At 49.7% G+C, this 21,257-nt stretch carries 19 protein-coding genes and 1 other annotated feature; of the genes, 2 read left to right on the forward strand and 17 right to left on the reverse strand.

Translation table 11 applies throughout. The features are described from left to right. The 10 genes from MOZ60_RS01115 to MOZ60_RS01160 form a co-directional block, all read right to left on the reverse strand. A partial coding sequence (locus MOZ60_RS01115) for a reverse transcriptase domain-containing protein (RefSeq protein ID WP_370595345.1) occupies positions 1-533 on the reverse strand: 533 nt, incomplete at its 3' end. Positions 534-1,161: 628 nt separating this feature from the next. Continuing rightward, on the reverse strand, positions 1,162-3,003 hold the full coding sequence (glmS, locus tag MOZ60_RS01120; protein ID WP_370595346.1) for a glutamine--fructose-6-phosphate transaminase (isomerizing): 1,842 nt from the start codon (positions 3,001-3,003) through the stop codon (positions 1,162-1,164). A 135-nt stretch (positions 3,004-3,138) separates the two neighbouring features. Then, entirely contained in the window at positions 3,139-6,960 is a 3,822-nt protein-coding gene (gene rpoC, locus MOZ60_RS01125; protein WP_370595347.1) for a DNA-directed RNA polymerase subunit beta', read from the reverse strand. Next, a complete protein-coding gene (rpoB, locus tag MOZ60_RS01130; RefSeq protein WP_370595348.1) occupies positions 6,960-11,141 on the reverse strand; it encodes a DNA-directed RNA polymerase subunit beta in 4,182 nt (1,393 codons plus the stop codon). Before rpoB ends, rpoC begins: the two co-directional genes overlap by 1 nt. 110 nt (positions 11,142-11,251) lie before the next feature. After that, positions 11,252-11,845 carry a class I SAM-dependent methyltransferase gene (locus MOZ60_RS01135; RefSeq protein WP_370595349.1) on the reverse strand — a complete coding sequence of 198 codons (594 nt, stop codon included), beginning with the start codon at positions 11,843-11,845 and terminating at the stop codon, positions 11,252-11,254. A gap of 56 nt (positions 11,846-11,901) precedes the next feature. Continuing rightward, positions 11,902-12,276, reverse strand: coding sequence for a 50S ribosomal protein L7/L12 (rplL, locus tag MOZ60_RS01140; protein ID WP_108774510.1), 375 nt, complete (start codon positions 12,274-12,276; stop codon positions 11,902-11,904). A gap of 21 nt (positions 12,277-12,297) precedes the next feature. Continuing rightward, positions 12,298-12,846 carry a 50S ribosomal protein L10 gene (gene rplJ, locus MOZ60_RS01145; protein ID WP_108774511.1) on the reverse strand — a complete coding sequence of 183 codons (549 nt, stop codon included), beginning with the start codon at positions 12,844-12,846 and terminating at the stop codon, positions 12,298-12,300. Between the two features lie 30 nt (positions 12,847-12,876). Then, positions 12,877-12,991 (reverse strand) — a sequence feature (ribosomal protein L10 leader region). A gap of 77 nt (positions 12,992-13,068) precedes the next feature. After that, on the reverse strand, positions 13,069-13,686 hold the full coding sequence (locus tag MOZ60_RS01150) for a flavodoxin family protein (RefSeq protein ID WP_277652423.1): 618 nt from the start codon (positions 13,684-13,686) through the stop codon (positions 13,069-13,071). 2 nt (positions 13,687-13,688) lie between these two features. Further along, positions 13,689-14,570 carry an NAD(P)-dependent oxidoreductase gene (locus MOZ60_RS01155; protein WP_371832615.1) on the reverse strand — a complete coding sequence of 294 codons (882 nt, stop codon included), beginning with the start codon at positions 14,568-14,570 and terminating at the stop codon, positions 13,689-13,691. Between the two features lie 18 nt (positions 14,571-14,588). Continuing rightward, on the reverse strand, positions 14,589-15,422 hold the full coding sequence (locus tag MOZ60_RS01160; protein ID WP_370595351.1) for an aldo/keto reductase: 834 nt from the start codon (positions 15,420-15,422) through the stop codon (positions 14,589-14,591). Between the two features lie 105 nt (positions 15,423-15,527). Here MOZ60_RS01160 and MOZ60_RS01165 point away from each other — a divergent pair, with 105 nt between their 5' ends. Both MOZ60_RS01165 and pepI read left to right on the forward strand, forming a co-directional pair. Then, positions 15,528-16,199 (forward strand): TetR/AcrR family transcriptional regulator, encoded by a 672-nt coding sequence (locus MOZ60_RS01165; protein ID WP_370595352.1) that lies wholly within the window; start codon positions 15,528-15,530, stop codon positions 16,197-16,199. Next, the gene (gene pepI, locus MOZ60_RS01170; protein WP_370595353.1) at positions 16,192-17,091 is read left to right on the forward strand and encodes a proline iminopeptidase; all 900 of its coding nucleotides are present in this window, start codon (positions 16,192-16,194) and stop codon (positions 17,089-17,091) included. Before MOZ60_RS01165 ends, pepI begins: the two co-directional genes overlap by 8 nt. Positions 17,092-17,134: 43 nt before the next feature. Here pepI and MOZ60_RS01175 read toward each other — a convergent pair whose 3' ends face one another. The 7 genes from MOZ60_RS01175 to MOZ60_RS01205 all read right to left on the reverse strand — a co-directional run bounded on the left by MOZ60_RS01175 (position 17,135) and on the right by MOZ60_RS01205 (position 21,233). Further along, positions 17,135-18,211, reverse strand: coding sequence for a M24 family metallopeptidase (locus MOZ60_RS01175; RefSeq protein WP_370595354.1), 1,077 nt, complete (start codon positions 18,209-18,211; stop codon positions 17,135-17,137). A gap of 72 nt (positions 18,212-18,283) precedes the next feature. Further along, the gene (rplA, locus tag MOZ60_RS01180) at positions 18,284-18,961 is read right to left on the reverse strand and encodes a 50S ribosomal protein L1 (protein WP_108774517.1); all 678 of its coding nucleotides are present in this window, start codon (positions 18,959-18,961) and stop codon (positions 18,284-18,286) included. 5 nt (positions 18,962-18,966) lie between these two features. Continuing rightward, positions 18,967-19,389, reverse strand: coding sequence for a 50S ribosomal protein L11 (gene rplK, locus MOZ60_RS01185; protein ID WP_108774518.1), 423 nt, complete (start codon positions 19,387-19,389; stop codon positions 18,967-18,969). Positions 19,390-19,534: 145 nt separating this feature from the next. Then, positions 19,535-20,128 carry a transcription termination/antitermination protein NusG gene (gene nusG / locus MOZ60_RS01190; protein WP_277007026.1) on the reverse strand — a complete coding sequence of 198 codons (594 nt, stop codon included), beginning with the start codon at positions 20,126-20,128 and terminating at the stop codon, positions 19,535-19,537. 1 nt (position 20,129) lies between these two features. Beyond that, positions 20,130-20,420 (reverse strand): preprotein translocase subunit SecE, encoded by a 291-nt coding sequence (locus MOZ60_RS01195; RefSeq protein ID WP_108774520.1) that lies wholly within the window; start codon positions 20,418-20,420, stop codon positions 20,130-20,132. Positions 20,421-20,430: 10 nt separating this feature from the next. Continuing rightward, positions 20,431-20,586, reverse strand: coding sequence for a 50S ribosomal protein L33 (gene rpmG, locus MOZ60_RS01200; RefSeq protein ID WP_108774521.1), 156 nt, complete (start codon positions 20,584-20,586; stop codon positions 20,431-20,433). 62 nt (positions 20,587-20,648) lie between these two features. Beyond that, positions 20,649-21,233: a hypothetical protein gene (locus tag MOZ60_RS01205; protein WP_277007032.1), complete on the reverse strand. Its 585-nt coding sequence runs from the start codon at positions 21,231-21,233 to the stop codon at positions 20,649-20,651. Positions 21,234-21,257 lie beyond the last annotated feature (24 nt).

The following is a 21,257-nucleotide window of genomic DNA, read 5'->3' on the forward strand; positions in this document are numbered from 1 at the left end:
ACCATGACGCCAGCCTTCAGAAAGGACCGGATCAGGTGTAACGTTCTCTTGTCGTTTACCTTTTCTCTCAAAATGGAGATTAATTTGTCATGATTCACCGTATCGAAATACTTTTCGATGTCGAGATCAATCACCCAGTCGTATCCGCTGTTCAGATTATTCAGGACATCCTTCATCGCATCATGTGCGCTTCTGTTTGGCCTGAATCCATAACTATGGTCACTGAATGTGCTGTCGTAGATGCCGCTGAGTACCTGGGCTGCTGCCTGCTGTACCACCCGGTCTGCGACTGACGGAATACCTAATGGCCTTTGCTTGCCATTGGGCTTGGGTATATAGACCCTGCGGACTGGTTTCGGTCTGTACTGCATGTTCCGGATCTGCTGTTTGATTATTTCTTTATGTTTAGAGAAATACTCATCCAGCTCACTGGTTTTCATGCCGTCCACGCCGGCCGCGCCACGGTTTCTCTTAACCCTTCTGATCGCTTCTTCCAAGTTTTCGTCACTCAGAATCACTTCAATTAATTCCATACCGCTGTGCCATTCCTTTCTATCTGTAGATTATTCAGAATCATCCCGGGGCCCTTTGCCGTCAGAGGTTACGATCCTCTGCTGTAGGCTTATCCTCCCTTTCGGACTATCCGAACATTGCGTATAGTGGGGCACACTATACAAACATTAGGTCCTTCGCTCCACTTCCGTTACAGAAGCTTCATCACTACTATGACCTCAGCTGACTTCCTGCGATAGACCTTTATCCGACCAGATGATAACGATAGCTGTTTAAAAGCGTCTCGGTTTCCCTGTGTTTAGGTTCATCTGTCCGCAGGATCTCTCGGGGTAAGACACACATCTGTAATTTCCATAGCTTCCTGATTTACCGGTCGGCTTTACGTTTGTCTTTTGGACTTCAGCTTGCATAGCAGCCTTATCCGCCTTATGGCCTCAATCAGGTTTCTGTACGTAAGCTCAGAAATATGCTAGCTACTGCTTTCGCTCTGGGTTATTCACCCTCGGCTGGTAGTTCACTTCGCTTGGCGACAAATACCCGCGGCCTGCCTCTATTGCAGGCTAGATGTGTGCCATGCCCGACACACCATGAAAAGGCACACAGTCCTGATGGACCATGTGCCTTTGCTGTATCTTTTAGTTGATGTTCTTACTCTACGGTAACACTCTTGGCCAGGTTTCTTGGTTTATCCACATTCAAGCCCTTTGCCACACTGAGGTAGTATGCCAGCAACTGCAGCGGCACAATGGCCAGTGATGTTGTGAAGTGCTCATCAGTTCTTGGAATATACACAGTGAAGTCGGCAGTGTCCTCAATGGCATAGTTGCCATAGGTTGTCACGCCCATCAGATAAGCGCCTCTGGACTTGACTTCTACCATGTTGGAAACTGTCTTTTCAAACAGTTTCTGCTGTGTGCAGACGCCAATGACAAGGGTGCCGTCTTCGATCAGTGAGATCGTGCCGTGCTTTAATTCACCTGCAGCATATGCCTCAGAATGAATGTAGCTGATCTCCTTGAGCTTGAGGGAGCCTTCCATACTGATCGCATAATCCAGGCCTCTGCCGATAAAGAACACATCATGGGCATTGGCATACTTGGCCGCAAACCACTGGATTCTCTCCTTATCTTCCAGAATCTTGCCAATCTTCTCCGGAAGCTGCTGCAGTTCACTGATCAGTTCTGCTTCCTGATCCTCATCAATCTTGCCGTTCACCTTGGCAAGGGCGATGGCAATAACATACATTGCCACCAGCTGGGCACTGTACGCCTTGGTCGTTGCCACGGCAATCTCCGGACCAGCCAGTGTATACAGCACATGGTCTGCTTCTCGTGCAATCGAAGAGCCAACCACATTCACAATGCCAAGGGTATCTGCGCCAAGCTGCCTGGCTTCACGCAGGGCAGCCAGAGAATCTGCTGTTTCACCAGACTGGGAAACAATGATGACTAAGGTATTCGTGGGATCCAGAATCGGATTGCGGTAGCGGAACTCGGATGCCAGCTCAATCCGGACCGGAATTCTGGCAAGATCTTCAATGACATACTGGCTGGCTGCACCAACATGGTACGCAGAACCACAGGCAACGATCTCAATATGCTTGTATTTCGCCAGTGTCTTCTCATCAAGGCCCTGCTCGCTCAGGTCAATCTTGCCTTCTTTGATCAAGGAATTCAGTGTATCTCTGACTGCCTTTGGCTGTTCATGGATCTCTTTGATCATGAAATGCTCAAAGCCGCCTCTTTCTGCAGCCTGGGCATCCCACTTCACTTGTGAAGGCTCCACCTGTGTTTCTTCACGGTCAATGTCATAGAAGGTAACTGTACCCTTACCAAGCTTTGCAATCTGCTGGTTGCCAATGTAATAAACGGTGCGTGTGTGATTGATGATGGCAGTCACATCCGATGCCAGGAAGCTTTCATCCCCAACCGTACCAATGATCAGCGGTGCATCCTTTCTGGCACAGTAAATCTCATCCGGATAGTCATGGAACATCACAGCCAGCGCATAGGTGCCCCGGATCCGGATCATCGCCCGTGCCAGTGCATCCACAGGACCTTCGTTGTACTTCTTGATATAGTAATCAATCAGCTTGATCGCCACTTCTGTATCGGTATCCGAATAGAATCTGTAGTCATGGCGCATCAGCTTTTCCTTCAGTTCCTGATAGTTCTCAATGATGCCATTGTGCACGCCAACGACATTATGGTCATCTGAACAGTGCGGATGGGCATTGAGCTCACTTGGTTCCCCATGGGTAGCCCATCTGGTATGGCCGATGCCGCAGGTGCCGATCAAAGCCTTGCCATCATTTGTTTTTTCAGCCAGAACCTTCAGTCTGCCCTTGGCTTTGACGATCTCAACATCTTTTTCATGGTCTCTGACAGCCAGACCAGCTGAGTCATAGCCGCGGTATTCGAGTCTTGCCAGGCCATCCAGCAGAATAGGAGCTGCCTGCTGATTCCCAATGTATCCTACAATTCCACACATATTCAGTTACTCCTTTTCCTGCCAATTATAATACAGAGTAAGTTTGAGTACAAAGTTTGTATTTTTCACCAATATCCTGCCGATAAAAAAAGACATCCGGATGAAATGACTTTCATCCAAAGGTCTCTTTGATGATTATTCAGCTTCAGAAGCCTTGCTATCGTCTTCTTCTGTACCTGTATTGAGGATATCATCCGGCAGCTTCTGCACATTGTTTGCAGCAACTTCGGCATTTCTTTCCTCACGGGCAGCCTTGAGCTGGGCAGCACGTGCCTTGATGCGGCGTGTTGTCTCACGGTCAAAGTCACGGCCAGTACCAGCCGGAATGAGCTTGCCAATGATGACATTCTCCTTCAGGCCCTGCAGATGGTCAACCTTACCGCGTACAGCAGCATCGGTCAGAACTCTGGTTGTCTCCTGGAACGAGCATGCGGACAGGAAGGAATCGGTTTCGACGGCAGACTTGGAAATACCAAGCAGAATCGGACCGAACTTGGCCGGTGTCTTGCCTTCATCCAGCAGCTTTTCATTGATGGCATTCATATGTGCAAGAGACAGTGTCTGGCCTGCAGACAGACCGGAATCATTGCCTTCGAGCACAATGACCTTCTTGAGCATCTGACGGATCATGACTTCCAGATGCTTATCGGAGATATCGATGGACTGTGCAGAGTAAACCTTCTTGACTTCCTTGAGGATGTACTCCTGAACAGCTCTGACACCAGCAACTTCCAGCAGTTCCTTCGGTGCAATCTGACCTTCTGTCAGCTTTTCACCAGCCTTGACCTTGGTGCCAACCTTGATCCATGGACGAATGACCTGAGTCAGGTCGCACTTATGCTCAATGCTTTCCTTTTCACCTGTTACAGTGACGATCATGCCAGTGTGGTTCTCCTGTTCACGGATGTCGGAAACGACACCGTCAATCTTGGAGATCACCGCAACACCTTTCGGTGTACGTGCTTCGAACAATTCCTCGACACGCGGAAGACCCTGTGTAATATCACCATTCTGGGTCGCAACACCGCCGGTATGGAAGTTACGCATGGTCAGCTGCGTACCAGGTTCACCAATCGCCTGGGCAGCCATGATACCAACAGCTTCGCCCTCTTCGACCAGGTTGCCGGTAGCCATGTTTTTGCCATAGCACTTGCGGCAGATACCATTGGCAGCTTCGCATGTGAAGACATTACGGATGTATGCCTGCTTGACGCCGGCATCCACACACTTCTGCGCCAGTTCATCTGTGATGTACTGGTCCGCATCTACAATCACTTCACCTGTCTTAGGATCGGTGATCGGCTGCTGTGTATAACGGCCGACGATACGATCATAGAACTTTTCGATCACGGAGTTGTTCTTCTGATCGATGATATCTTCTACCAGGTATGCCTTGTCGGTACCGCAGTCGTCCTCGGAAATGATGACTTCCTGGGCAACATCGACCAGACGTCTTGTCAGATAACCAGATTCAGCGGTCTTCAAAGCGGTATCGGTAAGTCCCTTACGGACACCATGGGTGGAAATGAAGAATTCGGATACGCTCATGCCTTCACGGAAGCACGATGTAATCGGGACTTCGATGATGGAAGGCTGATATTCCTTCTTACTCTTGGACTGGGTAGGACGGGCCATCAGACCACGCATACCAGCCAGCTGGGTGAAGTGATTCTTGTTGCCACGGGCACCAGAGACAGCCATCATGTTGATCGGGTTCATACGCGGCAGAGATGCCATCAGCGTATCACCGACTTTATCCTTGACAGCAGCCCACAGTTCCTGATAAGCACGGTCCCACTCCTGCATAGTCAGCAGGCCTCTGTCTCTTAAACGGTTGAGCTCATCAGCCTTCTTACGGCCTTCTTCAACCATTTCTTCCTTGTGCGGTGCAACCTTGATGTCACTCAGGGCAACGGTCATACCGGCAACAGTAGAGTACAGATAGCCCATATCCTTCAAAGAGTCGAGGATATCGGATGTACCGTGTGTCTTATACTTGTCAAACACAGCAGCGATCAGATTGCCAAGGTCCTTCTTCTTGAACTCACCATGAATTCTTCTAGAGGCAAATTCCTTGGTAATATCAGTGCCCATCGGTACAAAGTCATCATCCGGCGTCACCTTCAGATTAGCTGCATTTGTTTCATTCAAATACGGGAAATCCGACGGGAAGACACTGTTGAAGATGATCTTGCCGACAGATGTCAGCAGATAGCATTCATTCTGATGCTCTGTGAAGCATGTCTTGCCAACAGTCTTTGCCGGCAGGGCAATACGGCTGTGCAGATGCACAACACCAGTCTGATACGCCATCAGAACTTCATTGGGATCCTTGAAGACATGGCCTTCATTGTCACCATATCTTCTCCATCTGGCAGCCTCGCTCTTTTCGCCAAGGTTCTCCAGGGCATCTGCCTTGTTATAGAACTCCTGTGCGGTTTCTTCCATGTTCAGATAGAAGTTGCCAAGCACGAGGTCCTGTCCAGGTGTAACGATCGGTTTACCATCCTTCGGGCCCAGAATGTTATTGGAACCAAGCATGAGAACTTCCGTCTCAGCTCTTGCCATCTCACCAAGCGGGAGATGGACAGCCATCTGGTCACCATCGAAGTCGGCATTGAATGCCGGGCAGACCAGCGGATGGACACGGATTGCACGTCCTTCAACCAGGATCGGGAAGAATGCCTGAATACCAAGTCTGTGCAGTGTCGGTGCACGGTTCAGGAATACCGGGTGGTCAGCAATGACCTTTTCAACAACATCCCAGACACGCGGATCCAGTCTGGCAATGAGCTTTTCAGCAGTCTTCGGATTGGAGGCAATGTTCTGGTTGACCAGTTCGTTGATCACGAACGGCTTGTACAGGTTGATTGCCATTTCCTTCGGCAGACCGCACTGCCACATCTTCAGGTACGGGCCGATGGCGATAACGGAACGGCCGGAGAAGTCAACACGCTTGCCGAGCAGGTTCTGACGGAAACGTCCCTGCTTACCCTTGAGGGCATGGGACAAAGACTTCAGAGCACGGCCGCCGGCACCAGTGACCGGCTTGGAACGTCTGCCGTTATCGATCAAAGCATCGACCGACTCCTGCAGCATTCTCTTTTCGTTCTGGACAATGATGGCAGGTGTGCCAAGTTCCAGCAGCTTCTTCAGACGGTTGTTACGGGTGATGACACGGCGGTAGAGATCGTTCAGATCACTTGTTGCAAAACGGCCGCCATCCAGCTGCAGCATCGGTCTTAAATCCGGCGGAATGACCGGCAGAACAGTCAGCACCATCCACTCCGGCTTATTGCCAGAGGTCATGAATGCTTCCACTGTTTCCAGACGCTTGATCAGCTTCTTGCGCTTGTCACCTTTGGCACCATCCAGTTCCTTCATGATGCCATCATACTCAGCCTGCAGATCTACCTGTTCCAGCAGCGTCTTGACAGCCTCAGCACCGGTAGCAGCAGTGAAGCTGCCCGGTCCATAAATGGCTGTATTCTCACGGAATTCCTTCTCAGAAAGAATCTGCTTGTAAGCCAGGCCTGTATCACCCGGATCAGTCACGATCCAGGACACAAAGTAAACAACTTCTTCCAGCTGCTTCGGCGGTACGTTCAGCAGCAGGGACATGCGGCTCGGAATGCCGCGCAGATACCAGATGTGGGCAACCGGGGCAGCCAGTTCAATGTGGCCCATACGTTCACGGCGCACACTGGACTTGGTAACTTCAACACCACAGCGGTCGCAGACCACACCCTGATAGCGGATCTTCTTGTACTTGCCGCAGGCACATTCCCAGTCCTTGGTCGGACCAAAGATACGCTCACAGAACAAGCCGTCACGCTCCGGCTTCTGGGAACGGTAGTTGATTGTCTCAGGCTTCTTGACTTCGCCATAAGACCATTCACGAATCTTCTCAGGTGATGCGAGTCCTACTTTAAAGGCTGTGAAATTGTTGATATTCATTACTCGCCCTCCTTATCGTCTCCGCTTTCATCGTCATCATCGCCAAAGCCGACAATGGCAGCTTCCGGAGCGTCCTCTTCATCAATGTGGTCACGGATGGTCAGATCGCCATTCTCCGCCGCATCGTTGACGATGTTCTGGCGGCTCATGTCGAGTGTTGTCTCTTCACGCAGCTCTTCCTGCTCCATCTGCTTCAGATCCATCTCATTGCCATCGTCATCCAGCATTCTGACATCCAGAGCCAGAGCCTGCAGTTCATGAACCATGACACGGAAGGATTCCGGAATGCCCGGCTCAGGCAGATCCTGTCCCTTGACAATTGCTTCATAGGTCTTTGTACGGCCCATGATATCATCAGACTTCACGGTCAGGATTTCCTGCAGAACATGGGCAGCACCATATGCTTCCAGAGCCCAGACTTCCATTTCACCAAATCTCTGGCCGCCGTTCTGGGCCTTGCCGCCCAACGGCTGCTGTGTTACCAGAGAGTAAGGTCCGGTTGCACGGGCATGGAGCTTATCATCGACCATGTGAGCCAGCTTGATCATGTACATCACGCCGACTGCAATTCTTTCATCAAATGCCTCACCTGTCTGGCCATCATACAGAACGTATTTGCCATCCGGGGAAACATTGGCTTCTTTCATAATGTCACGGAGATCCTCGTTGGAAACACCATCGAAGACCGGTGTTGCAAACTTGACATTCAGCTTTCTGGCTGCCATGCCAAGATGCAGCTCAAGCACCTGTCCGATATTCATACGGGAAGGCACGCCGAACGGATTCAGCATGATATCGATCGGGGTACCATCCTCCATGTACGGCATATCCTCAACCGGATTGATGCGGGAAATGACACCCTTGTTGCCATGACGGCCAGCCATCTTATCACCTTCAGAAATCTTACGTTTCTGCACGATGTAGACCTTGACGACCTCATTGACTCCCGGCGGCAGTTCATGGTTGTCCTTGCGCTTGAATACTCTCACGCTGTGGACAGTACCGGCACCGCCATGCGGCACCTTCAGGGAATTGTCACGCACTTCACGGGACTTCTCACCAAAGATGGCCAGCAGCAGCTTCTCTTCCGGAGATACTTCAGACTGTCCCTTCGGCGTCACCTTGCCAACCAGGATGTCGCCTTCCTTGACGTCGGCGCCAACCATGACAATGCCTCTGCCATCCAGATTGCGGCAGGCAGCTTCGGCAACATTCGGGATATCACGGGTAATCTCTTCCGGACCAAGCTTGGTCTCACGGCATTCGATATCGTATTCCTCGATATGAACAGATGTGTAGACATCATCGTACTGCATTCTCTCTGACATGATGATGGCATCCTCATAGTTGTAGCCATGCCATGTCATGAAGGCAACCAGCACGTTCTGACCAAGAGCCAGCTCCCCATTGTACATGGACGGACCATCGGCCAGGATATCACCCTTGTCTACCTTCTCACCATCCCAGACAATCGGCTTCTGGTTCAGGCAGGTAGAAGAGTTGGAGCGCTGGTACTTGACCAGCTCATACGTATGTTCATGTCCGTCTTCCTCAGTGACAACAACCTTGGTGGCATCCACGAAGGAAACAACACCAGGGGCAGTTGCGACACAGGCAGCACCGGAGTCATGGGCAATGGCATATTCCATGCCAGTACCGACATAGGCGCTGTGCGGATTGAGCAGCGGAACAGCCTGACGCTGCATGTTGGCACCCATCAGGGCACGTGTGCAGTCATCGTTTTCCAGGAAAGGCACGCAGGCCGTCGCAACAGATACAATCTGGCGCGGCGAAACGTCGGCATAGTCAACTGTAGAGGCATCCACCATCACAGTTTCACCCTTGATTCTGGCAACAACCTTGTCGCCAGCCAGGTGGCCGTCCTTGATCTCGTTGGCCTGGGCAATGATGTGATCATACTCCTCGTCCACAGCCATGTACTTGATATCATCGGTAACCTTGCCATCAATGACCTTGCGGTAAGGTGTCTCGATAAAGCCATACTCATTCACCTTGGCATAGGATGTCAGGTAGGAAATCAGACCAATGTTCGGTCCTTCAGGTGTCTCAATCGGGCAGATACGGCCATAGTGAGAGTTATGAATATCACGGACTTCGAAGCCTGCTCTTTCACGGGTCAGACCACCCGGACCAAGAGCGGAAATACGGCGCTTGTTGGAAAGCATAGCCAGCGGGTTTTCCTGATCCATGAACTGAGACAGCTGGGAAGAAGAGAAGAACTCCTTGATCGCTGCTGTCAGCGGACGGATATTGGTCAGCTGCTTCGGGGTCAGGCTGCCAGCCTCGGCAATAGACATTCTTTCCTTGACGACTCTCTCCATACGGGAAAGACCGATACGGAACTGGTTCTGGATCAGCTCTCCGACTGTACGGATACGACGGTTGGACAGCATATCGATATCATCCTGTGTACCGATACCATCCAGCATTGTCAGCTCATAGTTGTACAGTGCATACATATCACTCATCGTAATTGTGTGCTTCTGGTTGAGCGGATCAATACCGATCAGCTTCACAGCATGACCATCTTCAGCCTTGACCTCAACTTCCTGTACGCAGGCACCAACCAGCCATACAGAAATCTCTTCACCAGCCATGACCCTCTTCTGGATGTAATCCTTCTGGGCTGTTGTCAGCTTCAGCGGTGCTTCATCCGGAATGTAGCGGTCAGCGACCAGTTCACCATCCTTATCCAGGACATCTGTGCCATTTTCAGTCAGACGGCCAATGACATACATGCGGGAACCAAGATCCAGCACGGCATTGACATTGGCATTGGTCAGCTTCGCAGCCTGACCATAGACGCCTGTCCAGACAGTGACTTCCTTGAACTCTTTGGCAAGATCTGCCACGTTCTTCTCACTCAGAACAGTACCGGCATCCAGCTGTGTTTCCTCGCTGCTGCCATCCAGGTCAACGGCCAGGATTCTGCCTACCAGTGCGTTCTTCCATTCTGTACTCATCACAGCAGTCACCGGATGAGAGAATCTATGGGTGAACGGCAGAGCACGGCAGTTGATGCCCTTGTTGATCTCATCGCGCAGCTGATTGCGTGCTTCCTTGTCAATCAGCTTGTCCTTCGGCCACAGCAGTGTACCATCGGCACCGATCAGATCTTCAACAAGCTCATGACCTTCCATACGGTCCAGAATGTTCAGCTTCTTTCTGACCTTGTAGCGTCCTGCCTTGGTCAGATCATAGCGGCGATAATCAAAGAACTTGGCATCCATCAGGTTCAATGAACCATCGATGGTCGCAATTTCATCCGCACGCTGGTTTTCATAAACCGAAAGCAGAGCTTCGTTTTTGGTATTGGTCTTATCCGCAGCCAGTGTATTCTTCACTTCTTCATAGTCACCGAAGACGGAAGTATACAGCAGCATATAGTCGTTCTGCAGATCACGCGGTTCTTCCGGTACAACAACGTCCTTATGAACCTCGAAGTTCATGGCCTGCAGGAACTTCTCCATAGCAGTTGTATCATGGGTATCCTCACCCTTCTCCGGATCCAGGGCCATGCCGATCGCCTTGAACAGGATGGTGCTGAGAATCTTACGGCGGCGGTCAATGGACACATTCATGATTCTGCCCAGGGCTGCCTTCTTGTCATCAGACATGAATTCCAGCCAGGTGCCGCGGCTCGGAATCAGCTCGCATGTATACGTATCACGGCCGGTTCTCTCCTCTGAAACAATATCAAAGTAAGCACCCGGGGAACGGACAATCTGCGAAACGATAACACGTTCTGCGCCGTTGATGATAAAAGTGCCGGTCGGAGTCATCATCGGGAAATCACCGAGGAAGACTTCCTCCCACTTGGTCATGACTTCACCGGTCTCATTGTCCATGATCTCCAGTTCCATCTTGGCCTTCAGCTGAGCACTGTAGTTCACCTCACGGTATTTGCACTCGCTGATCGAATATTTCGGTTCACCGAACTCATAGTCCAGGAACTTCAGACGGATGTTGCCGGCATAGTTGCTGATGGGGTAGATATCGTCAAATACCTCCCTGATGCCTTCCTTCAGAAACCAGTCAAAAGACTTTGTCTGAATTTCCGTTAAATCCGGAAGATCCAGACCGCTGCTTACTTTTGAATAATCCCTGCGGGATGCTTTCTTGCCGTACTGCACAACGTGGTATGTTTGCTTATTCTCCATGTACGCCATCCTTTCACACGCATCTCGTAACGCCAAAAAGGGTAGTTTTACCCCTTACCCAATTTGGATTCTTTTGCAGTTTACTATATTAACATTACACATTCAACTTGTCAATTTTTCACACACTTCAACACCCAGTAGCCCCGGTCACGGCTGATGATCTCACAATTGCCGAACACAGAGAGAAGCTTTTTCTGGGCGCTTTCTGCACCCTGCGCCCGCCGTATGACAGCCAGAAAGATCCCGCCTGCAGACAGATGTGCAAAGGCATCTTCAAACATGGGATAAATCACTCTCTTGCCCGCCCGGATCGGGGGATTTGTCACGATGGCATCGAAAGAGCCTTCTACGGCCGCATAGCCATCGGAAACAAGTACTGATACCGACAGTTCATTCTTTTCTGCGTTGAGCACGGTCAGCTCGCATGCCCGTGGATTGACATCGGCACAGGTGACATGCGCAGAAGGAAACAGTCCCTTCAGGACAATTCCAATTGCGCCGTACCCGCATCCCATATCAAGGATCTCACCATGAAGATCTTCATGTTCACAGCTTTCAAGCAGGACGAGTGTGCCATAGTCAACGCCGGTTTTGGAAAAGACGCCGTTGTCAGTGACAAATGTGTATAAATGGCCCGAAAACCGGAAAGAGTGCTCCTTCCGGTTTTCTTTGAGATTTCGGTTGTCAGTGAAATAGTGTGTCACTTATATCGATACTCCTGGGCCGAAAAGCGTAAAGCTTTTCAGAAATTGTGGTGCTCTTACTTCAGTTCGACAGTTGCGCCTGCATCTGTCAGAGTAGCCTTGATCTTCTCAGCTTCGTCAGCCGGAACATCCTTCTTCAGCTCAGACGGTACAGCATCAACCAGCTTCTTGGCATCAACCAGACCCAGACCTGTGATCTCACGGACTGCCTTGATAACAGCAACCTTCTTGTCGCCGAAGCTTGTCAGAACAACAGTAACGTTCTTCGGAGCAGCATCAGCAGCGTCCTCAGCCGGAGCAGCAGCTGCAGCAACAGGAGCAGCAGCAGTTACGCCATACTTGTCTTCGATTGCCTTAACCAGATCATTGAGCTCGAGAATAGTAGCTTCATCAAGATATGCAAGAATATCTTCCTGTGTTAACTTTGCCATGGATTATTTTCCTCCTCTTCCTTAGGCAGCTGCCTCTTCAGCAGCCTTTTCATTAGATCCTGCTTCTTCTGCAGGCGCACCTTCATTCTTCTGATCCGCAACAGCCTTAACGACACGAGCGAATGAAGAAACCGGCGCATTCAGTACGGAAAGCAGCATAGACAGCATGCCTTCGCGGTTCGGCAGTGCAGACAGCGCAGCAACAGTCTTATCATCAACGACCTTGCCCTCTACAACGCCTCCTTTGAGAACCAGAGCCTTGTGTTTCTTGGCAAACTTTGCCATGACACGCGCAGCAGCAGTCTCATCAGAACCAAATGCCAGCGCATTCGGACCAGTCAGAGAATCCTTGAGATCTCCATAACCGACGTTTTCAGCAGCCTTGGCAGCCAGAGTGTTCTTATAGACTTTCATCTCAACACCCTCAGCACGCAGGGCTCTGCGCAGTTCGGTAACCTCAGCAACACTGAGTCCGCGATACTCCGCAACGACGGCAGAAGAGGAATTCTTGAACTTGTCTTCGATTTCGCTGACAACGCTCTGCTTGGACTTCAATACATCCTGATTCATCTCTTCACCTCCATATTTCCGTGTTATCGCCTACTCATAAATAAAGCCCACGCGAAAGCGAGGGCCAAAAAGTACATATCCTTTTTACCTCGGTAACAAATTAAGCTTCCGCAGTTACTGTCTATGGTATTTGATAACGCCTGTAAATATTACTTTGTCCTGGAGAACCTGTCAATGCGAAAACATAAAAAATGCATGTCAGGACATGCATTTCCACCAGATTTAATCGATGAAATTCGTAAAAACGTGCTTTTCCTCCGCCGGCAGGCCATACTTCTGCTTCGCATCCGCAATTGCCTTGACCATGAATGCCATATTATGCCCCAGCACACGCATCACCTGCAGGCCCTCCAGATCCTTTTCGACATCCTCTGCCGTAAAGCCATGAACCATGTTCCAATAGCTGGAGGACACAACCGGCATCTCAGCAATCGTGAAGTACTTGTTCATCTGATCAAAGGTGGCTGTGGTACCGGCACGTCGGGCAGAGACAACCGAAGCCCCCACCTTGAAGCGCTTATCAAAGTGAGAACTGTAAAACAGCCGGTCCATGAAGGATACTGCGGTGCCATTGGCCGAGGCATAGTACACCGGTGTGCCGATGATCAACCCATCCGCAGCTTCAAACTTCTTTGCAGCCTCATTTACTGCATCATCAAAGACACAGTGCCCAAGTCTTTGACACTGATTGCAGGCAATACAGCCGCGAATATCCTTGTTTCCAATCCAGAAAATCTCACTGTCAACACCATCCTGCTTCAATGCCGTACCAACTTCCTGCAGAGCTCTGTCCACACAGCCATGCTGGTGGGGTGAGCCATTGATCATCAATACCTTCATCCTCAGTTTTCCTTCTTTCTCAGCTGCCGGATCATGCCAATCACCGCAGAAGAATCATCGCTTCCATAGCCCTTTGCCTGGCCAAGCCGGTACATCTGCAATGCATTGTTTAACATGATGGCAGGTACCTTTGCATCATGGCACAAATCATCCGCAAGTTCCAGGTCTTTCACGACAAGATCCGTCGCAAAGCCCGGCTTTCTGTCCCCTGAAAGTACCTTGTTCATTTTTGCTTTCAGAATCATATTATTGCCAGAAGAAGCCGTCGTCACGGCATAGAAATCAGTTGCTGATATGCCAAGTGCATCCGCCATTGACAGTGCCTCCCCATTGATCACCTGCGCAGAGAATGCCATGAAATTATTAATCAGTTTAATGGCACTTCCCATGCCCGGATTCTTCATGAAGAAGTAAGTCTTTGCAAAGGCATCGGTCACTTCTTTCCAGCCATGACTGACAAATGGTTCTTCTTCACAGCCAATCATGATCGACAGTGTTCCTCTGGCAGTACCAGCAGGTCCGCCGGATACCGGGCAGTCGATATAGTGCATGTTTTTCTCATCTGCAGCAGCTGCCATTTCCCGGGAAAGTTCCGGAGAAATCGTCGATGTATCCAGCACACACAAGCCTTCATGTCCATCAGAAAGCACTTCTTTCATCACTGCCGAAACAGCCGCCGGACCAGCAAGAGACATCACAACCACATCGCACCTGGCAGCCAGATCGCCAGCACTTTTCGCCTGCACAGCACGCTTTTCACACAGCGGTGCACATTTGGAAGCGGTGCGGTTATACACCATCAGATCACCAAATTTGTCCAGCAGTCTTTCTGCCATAGGCATTCCCATATTGCCTAAACCAATCATGCCAACTTTCATCTTCACGTTCTCCTTTTTACTTTCTTAATCCAGATGAATATTCAGAAACTTCTCTTCCTGCTGGGCAAGTGTCATATGCCAGTATCTCCTGCCGCAGTCAAGAGCTTCGATTTGCTGTATTTCCCCGTCCGTCAGCGTAAAGTCAAACAGATCAATGTTTTCTTTCTGATGCACCGGATTGGTTGACTTTGGCAGCGGAATACGTCCTTCTATCACATGCCATTTCAGAATGATCTGGGCAGTGCTCTTGTGATACTTCTCTGCAATAGAAACAAGGACAGGTTCATTGAGCAGCCCGGCATCACCATGTCCCAGCGGATACCAGCATTCCATTTTCATGCCATACGGCGCAATCCTCTTCTGCAGATCCCACTGCTGAAAGTAAGGATGGCATTCCACCTGCAGAATCTGCGGTTTTACCTCGGCATGAGAAAGCACATCCTCAAGCCGCTCACTTTCAAAGTTGGAAAGGCCGATGGCTCTGATCTTACCAGCTTCATACGCCTTCTCCAGATTGTGATACCCAGCAAGATAACTGCCAACCTGCTGATGCAGAATCACAAGATCCAGATAATCCAGGCCAAAACGATCCAGCATGCGGTCAACTGCTGTTTCATCTTCATATTCATTTGGCCAGATCTTGCTTGTCACCCAGATCTCACTGCGGGCTGCGCTGCTTTCCCGTACTGCTTTGCCAACCGCCGCTTCATTGAAATAATGATGCGCACTGTCAATGTGCCGATAGCCCAGAGCAAGTGCATTGGAAACGGCTTTCTCACAAGTATTGCCGTCTACCTGAAACACACCCAATCCTATGCACGGCATTTCCATGCCATTGTTCAGCCTGACTTTTTCCATGGTTTTACCTCACAGCATCAATATAAGCGACACGTTGTCATTTGTCAATAAGTGACAACATGTTATTTATATGAAACATATGTTACAATATCACCGGAGAAAACCATGTCAGAAGAATTCATCAGAGCGCGTACAAAAGAGCAGAAGGAAATCCGTATGAGTGCGGTCATGGAAGTTGCCGACGCACAGTTTCACAAGATGCCGTATCAATCGATCACACTGTCCACCATTGCCAGGAATCTTGGATCTTCCCGGGCCAACCTGTACCGCTATGTCAAAACAAAAGAAGAGATCTTTCTGCAGCTGTACCTGCAAAAAGAAAAAGACTGTATCCAGGAAATGCAGAGCATGGAGGACATCGTGCCGTGCGATCCCGCCCTTTTCGGTGCAAAAATGGCAGAGATCTTCTTCCATCATCTGGACTTTATACACTATCAAAGCATCCTTGCCCAGATCATTGAGCAGAATGTTTCTCTGGAAGCACTGACCGCCTTTAAAAAGCAGGTCAGAGAAGACCGTGCCCCCGTCTATGCACTGTTGAAAAAGCAGTGTCCTTCTTTAAGCCAGAAACAGATCCAGCAGATGTTTCTGACCTTCTTATATGAAAGCAGCGGCCTGTATGCCCATACCCAGGCATCACCATTAACCATCAAAGCAATGGAGCTTGCCGGATTTACGAATCAGAATGATTCATTCACCGACATGCTGGCAGAGTTCATTACCATGTGCATGCAGCACTACAAACCATTCCATCATAAGGAGAACAGCCATGATTGAGGAAAAATACATCCCGTTCCGTGAATATCAGACCTATGTGCGCATTGTAAAAGAAGATGATCAGGACAGTGTGCCGATCCTTTTATTACATGGCGGCCCTGGCAGCACCCACAATTATTTCGAAGTGCTGGATCCTCTTGCAAAGCAGCGGACTGTGATCAGCTATGACCAGCTGGGATGCGGAAACAGCTATGTGGATCATCATCCAGAGCTCTGGACGTTATCCACATGGATGGAAGAGCTGGACAATGTGATCAAATCGCTGCATCTGACCAGATTTCATCTGCTTGGCCAGTCCTGGGGCGGTATGCTTGCATTAGCGTATGCACTGCAGCAGCCGCAGGGCCTGCAGTCACTGATTCTTTCTTCCACGCTTTCCAGTTCGCAGCTTTGGGGCAGAGAACAGCACCGCATGCTGAAATATATGACAAAAGAAGAGCAGGATGCCATCGCGAAAGCCGAAGAAACCGGAAACTGGCAGGGCGAAATGGCACAGGAAGCCATCGCCCGCTATATGAAGCTGCACTGTGCAGATATCAAAGACAATGATCCGGAATGCTTAAGAAGAGAGAAAAGAAGCGGAACAGAATCCTATATGACTGCCTGGGGACCTAATGAGCTCACACCGCAGGGCACCCTGAAGAATTTTGATGTGACCGACAAACTGTGTGAAATCAAAGTACCCTGTCTGATCATCAGTGGAACAGATGATCTGTGTACGCCATTGATTGCGAAAACCATGTATGACCATCTGCCCTATGCCAGATGGGAATTGTTTGCCAATGCAAGGCATATGGTCTTTGCGGAGTATACAGAAAAATACCTGCAGCTGTTAGCTGACTGGTGTCAGGAGACAGATACAGGTATGATCAGAAACGAATCAGTACAGTAATCCACCTAAAAAGCTCCGTTTTCGGAGCTTTTGTTGTCTGGTATCATCCAATCACTTCAATATCATGCGGATAGTGATTCAATACCTCATGGCCATCTTCTGTAATCAGAACAAGGTCTTCAATTCTGACACCGGCAATGCCTGGATGATAGATACCCGGCTCAATAGAATGAATCATGCCAGCCTCTTCCAGATTGTGGTTTGTGCTGGAAACATCACCGTATTCATGGTCCTGCAGGCCGATGAAGTGGCCCAGTCTGTGGGTAAAGTCTTCACCATAACCGCCATTGGTGATGATATCGCGTGCCTTCTTGTCAACCATGGCAATCTCCACGCCTGGTTTCAGCATCTCTTCACTTTGTTCATTGGCTTCTCTGACAAGGTTGTAGACCTTCTCCGCTTCCTTGTCCGGATACTGTTTATAGAAGAATGTTCTTGTCATATCAGAGCAATATCCGTTGACCACACAGCCAACATCAAACAGGACGATGTCGCCCTCTTCCAGCACAGTGTCATCCGGCATATGATGCGGATCTGCTGCATTATCGCCAAAGGCCACAATCGGATCAAAGGAATAGCCGGAAGCACCAAGCTTCTTGTAGATGGCAAGCATCTGATCAGCAACTTCCACTTCTGTCACGCCTTCGCGAATCAGCTTCTTGAACTGTTCCATAGCAAGATCATTCACATGAGAAGAGGCACGCATCAGCTCAATCTCATGTCTGTCTTTGACCGCACGGGTCTGATCTACAGCCAATGATCCCAATGCAAAGCTTGACGCTGCTTTCTGCTCCATCAATGGCAGCAGGAATCTGGCTGGCATGATCTTATCCACACCGAGGCTCTGGTTAGGATCCAGATCCTTTCTCAGCATCGCAGTGACATCATCGGTATCATCATAATAGACTTTGCGTAAGCCCAGATCATCATCAAAGCGGAACAGGGCATTGACATAGAGCACTGGCTCTTTGTCTTTGCGCAACAGCAAGCCAAGGAATCTTTCACCCGGCTCAAAATGTTTTCCACACAGATAATCGATGGCATAAGGATCCATCACCAGCAGGGCATCCTGCTGCAGCTTATTCAAAACACGATTGACTCTATCCGTATTCAGCATCATTTTCACCTCTGCTTCTATTATAGCAAACGAAAAAAAGAAGCCAGCCATCAGACTGACTTCCTGTGTGCTTACTTATTCAGCAGCTACCTTGATACCAGGACCCATCGTTGTAGAAACCGTGATGCCCTTGATATAAGCGCCCTTGACAGATGTCGGCTTTACCTTGACGATCTGATCATAGAGAGCTTTGTAGTTGGCAGCCAGTGCATCCTCAGAGAAGCTGCACTTGCCGATCAGGCAGTTCACATTGCCGTCCTTATCGACACGGTATGTAACCTTACCTTTCTTGATCTCTTCAACAGCACTGGCAATGTTCATTGTCACAGTACCTGTCTTAGGGTTCGGCATCAGGCCGCGCGGACCAAGAATCTTACCAAGACGGCCCAGCTGACCCATCATATCCGGGGTAGCAACGATGACATCAAAGTCCATCCAGCCGCCCTTGATCTTCTCAAGAACATCTGCTGCACCGACAATATCAGCACCAGCATTCTTAGCCTCTTCAGCCTTGGCACCCTGGGTAACTACCAGAACTCTCTGGCTTCTGCCAGTACCATTCGGCAGCACCATAGCGCCTCTGATGTTCTGATCAGCCTGACGCGGATCAACATTCAGCGAGAAGCTGACTTCAACCGTTGCATCAAACTTAGCTGTATTTGTCTTCTTAGCCAGGGCAACTGCCTCAGCATACGGGTACTGCTTATTGGAATCTACCAGCTCTTTAGCTGCCTTATACTTCTTGCCTGCCATCTGAGTCAGTCCTCCATTCCTTCTACTTCAATACCCATGTTGCGGGCTGTGCCAGCCACAATCTTCATTGCAGCCTCAACATCATTGGCGTTGAGATCCGGCATCTTGTACTCCGCAATCTCCTTCAGCTGATCCTTTGTGATCTTGCCAGCCTTGACAGTCTTCGGTGTACCGGAGCCCTTCTTGACACCAGCAGCCTTCAGCAGAAGAACAGCAGCCGGAGTAGTCTTCAGAACGAAATCAAAGCTCTTGTCTTCATATGCAGTAATGATGACAGGAACGATATCGCCCTTTCTATCCTTTGTCTTGTCGTTGAATTCTGTGCAGAACTTCGGCATGTTAATACCGGCAGCAGCCAGAGCTGGACCCGGTTTAGCACCGCCGGCAGGGAACTGCAGCTTTGAAATCTTTGCAATTTTCTTTGCCATGTGGTTTTCCTCCTGTATTTTCCACATGCAGTGGTTATCGGATGTCTGCTTCACCCTCCCACGCATGCACACACAAAAAACATGTGCTGAAATATATTACCCTTGTTTATCTGATGCGTCAATAAAAAGAGTGCCGAAGCACTCCTCAGTCATTAATCTTTTCCAGATCTGTATAGTTGATATCCGTCGGTGTCTCGCGGCCAAACAGCATCGTCAGCACATTGGCAACCTGCGTCTGATCATTCATGGAAGAAACCTTGCCCTCCATGCCAGAGAACGGACCGGTCAGGATTCTGACTCTGTCACCAATGCCAAAGTTAACATCCACCTTCTTGTCAGACTTGCCCATTCTTCTCAGGATTGATTCCATCTCATCCGGTGCAACCGGGAACGGCTTGGCACCGCCGCCGGAAGAACCGATAAATCCGGTAACACCCGGTGTATTACGGACAACATACCAGGCTTCATCTGTCATCTTCATCTCAACAAACACATAGCCCGGAAACATGTTGTGCATCTTCTCAACCTGCTTGCCGTTCTTGATCTCAATCTCAGGTTCCTCGGCCACAACAATCCGGAACAGAGAATCCTGAATGCCCATGGATTCCACACGCTTCTCCAGATTTTCCTTGACCCTGTTCTCATGGCCGGAATATGTATTGACTACATACCAGCGCTTCTGATGCTCATCATCCACAGCTGCGCTTACATCTTTTTTGTCAGTCTTCTTCTCAGTCATGTTATGCTCCAATTCCAATCAGCTTTAACAGAATCGTAATGACGTAATTGCACAGAACAAAGAACAGTGCAAAGAATGCAGTGAAAATCACAACCTCACCTGTATTCTGCCAGATACCCTCACCGCGGTCAGAAGAACGCCAGTGCGGCCACACAACACGCTTGGCCTCCTTGCGGATGCCGCGGATCGTAAACCAGTGGTCCTTCGGCGCTTTATTCTTCTTCTCAGCCTTGCGTCTGGCTTTTTCCTCAGCCTTCGCCTGCGCCTTGGCTTTCTTTTCTTCTTTTGCCATTGGAAACCTCCTACTTTGTTTCCTTATGCAGAGTCTTCTTTCCACACTTCGGGCAGTACTTCATCAGCTCCAGCCGCTTGCCATTGCCTTTGCGCGACTTATTCGTCGTATAATTGCGGGACAGACAGACCTCGCATGCCAGGATGATCTTGTCATCTTTAGCCATAACAAAAACTCCTTCAAATGCCTTATTATTCTATACGCTGTTTTTTTCGGCGTCAATGGCCTTTATTTAACGGCATTTCTGACTTTTGAACGCACCCTCTGCAGCGTACAGTCATACGCCTTGCCCGTCATGCCAAGCAGCTGTGCACCCTGCGCATACGTCAGGCTCCTCTGCCAGCAGGCCATCACCCGCTTCTCTTTCACACTCATCTGCCGTACACTCTCAGCCAGACTGGCCAGGGCCTGCTCATAGTGCAGAGCATACTCCGGCTCTTTCATCCCCGCCGGTTCACCAATGCATTCATGCCCGCTGAAATTCTCACGTCCATTGAGAATTGCATCCAGACTGACAGTCTCCATCTGCACATTCTGCAGAGATTTGACAAACTTGCTCAGCCGGTGTGTGATTACACGGGTCGCAAAGGTTGCCAGGGATGCCTGCCGGTCAAAACGGTACGTATTGACAGCCTCCTGCAATGCCCTTAGTCCCAGTGCAAACATTTCATCTTCATACCGCTGTGCATACCAGTGCGGAAAACGATTGACGCAGAAACCGATCAGATTGTGAAACTGCTCATATAAAGCGCGCTGGGCATAGCCGTCTCCCATCCTGTTCATATACATCAGCTCATACGGATTGTCTCTCATATAAAACGCCCCCTGTTTCCTGTA

The sequence above is a fragment of the Grylomicrobium aquisgranense genome, assembly GCF_033971865.1.
In the GTDB taxonomy this organism is placed as follows: Bacteria; Bacillota_I; Bacilli_A; order Erysipelotrichales; family Erysipelotrichaceae; genus Bulleidia; species Bulleidia massiliensis.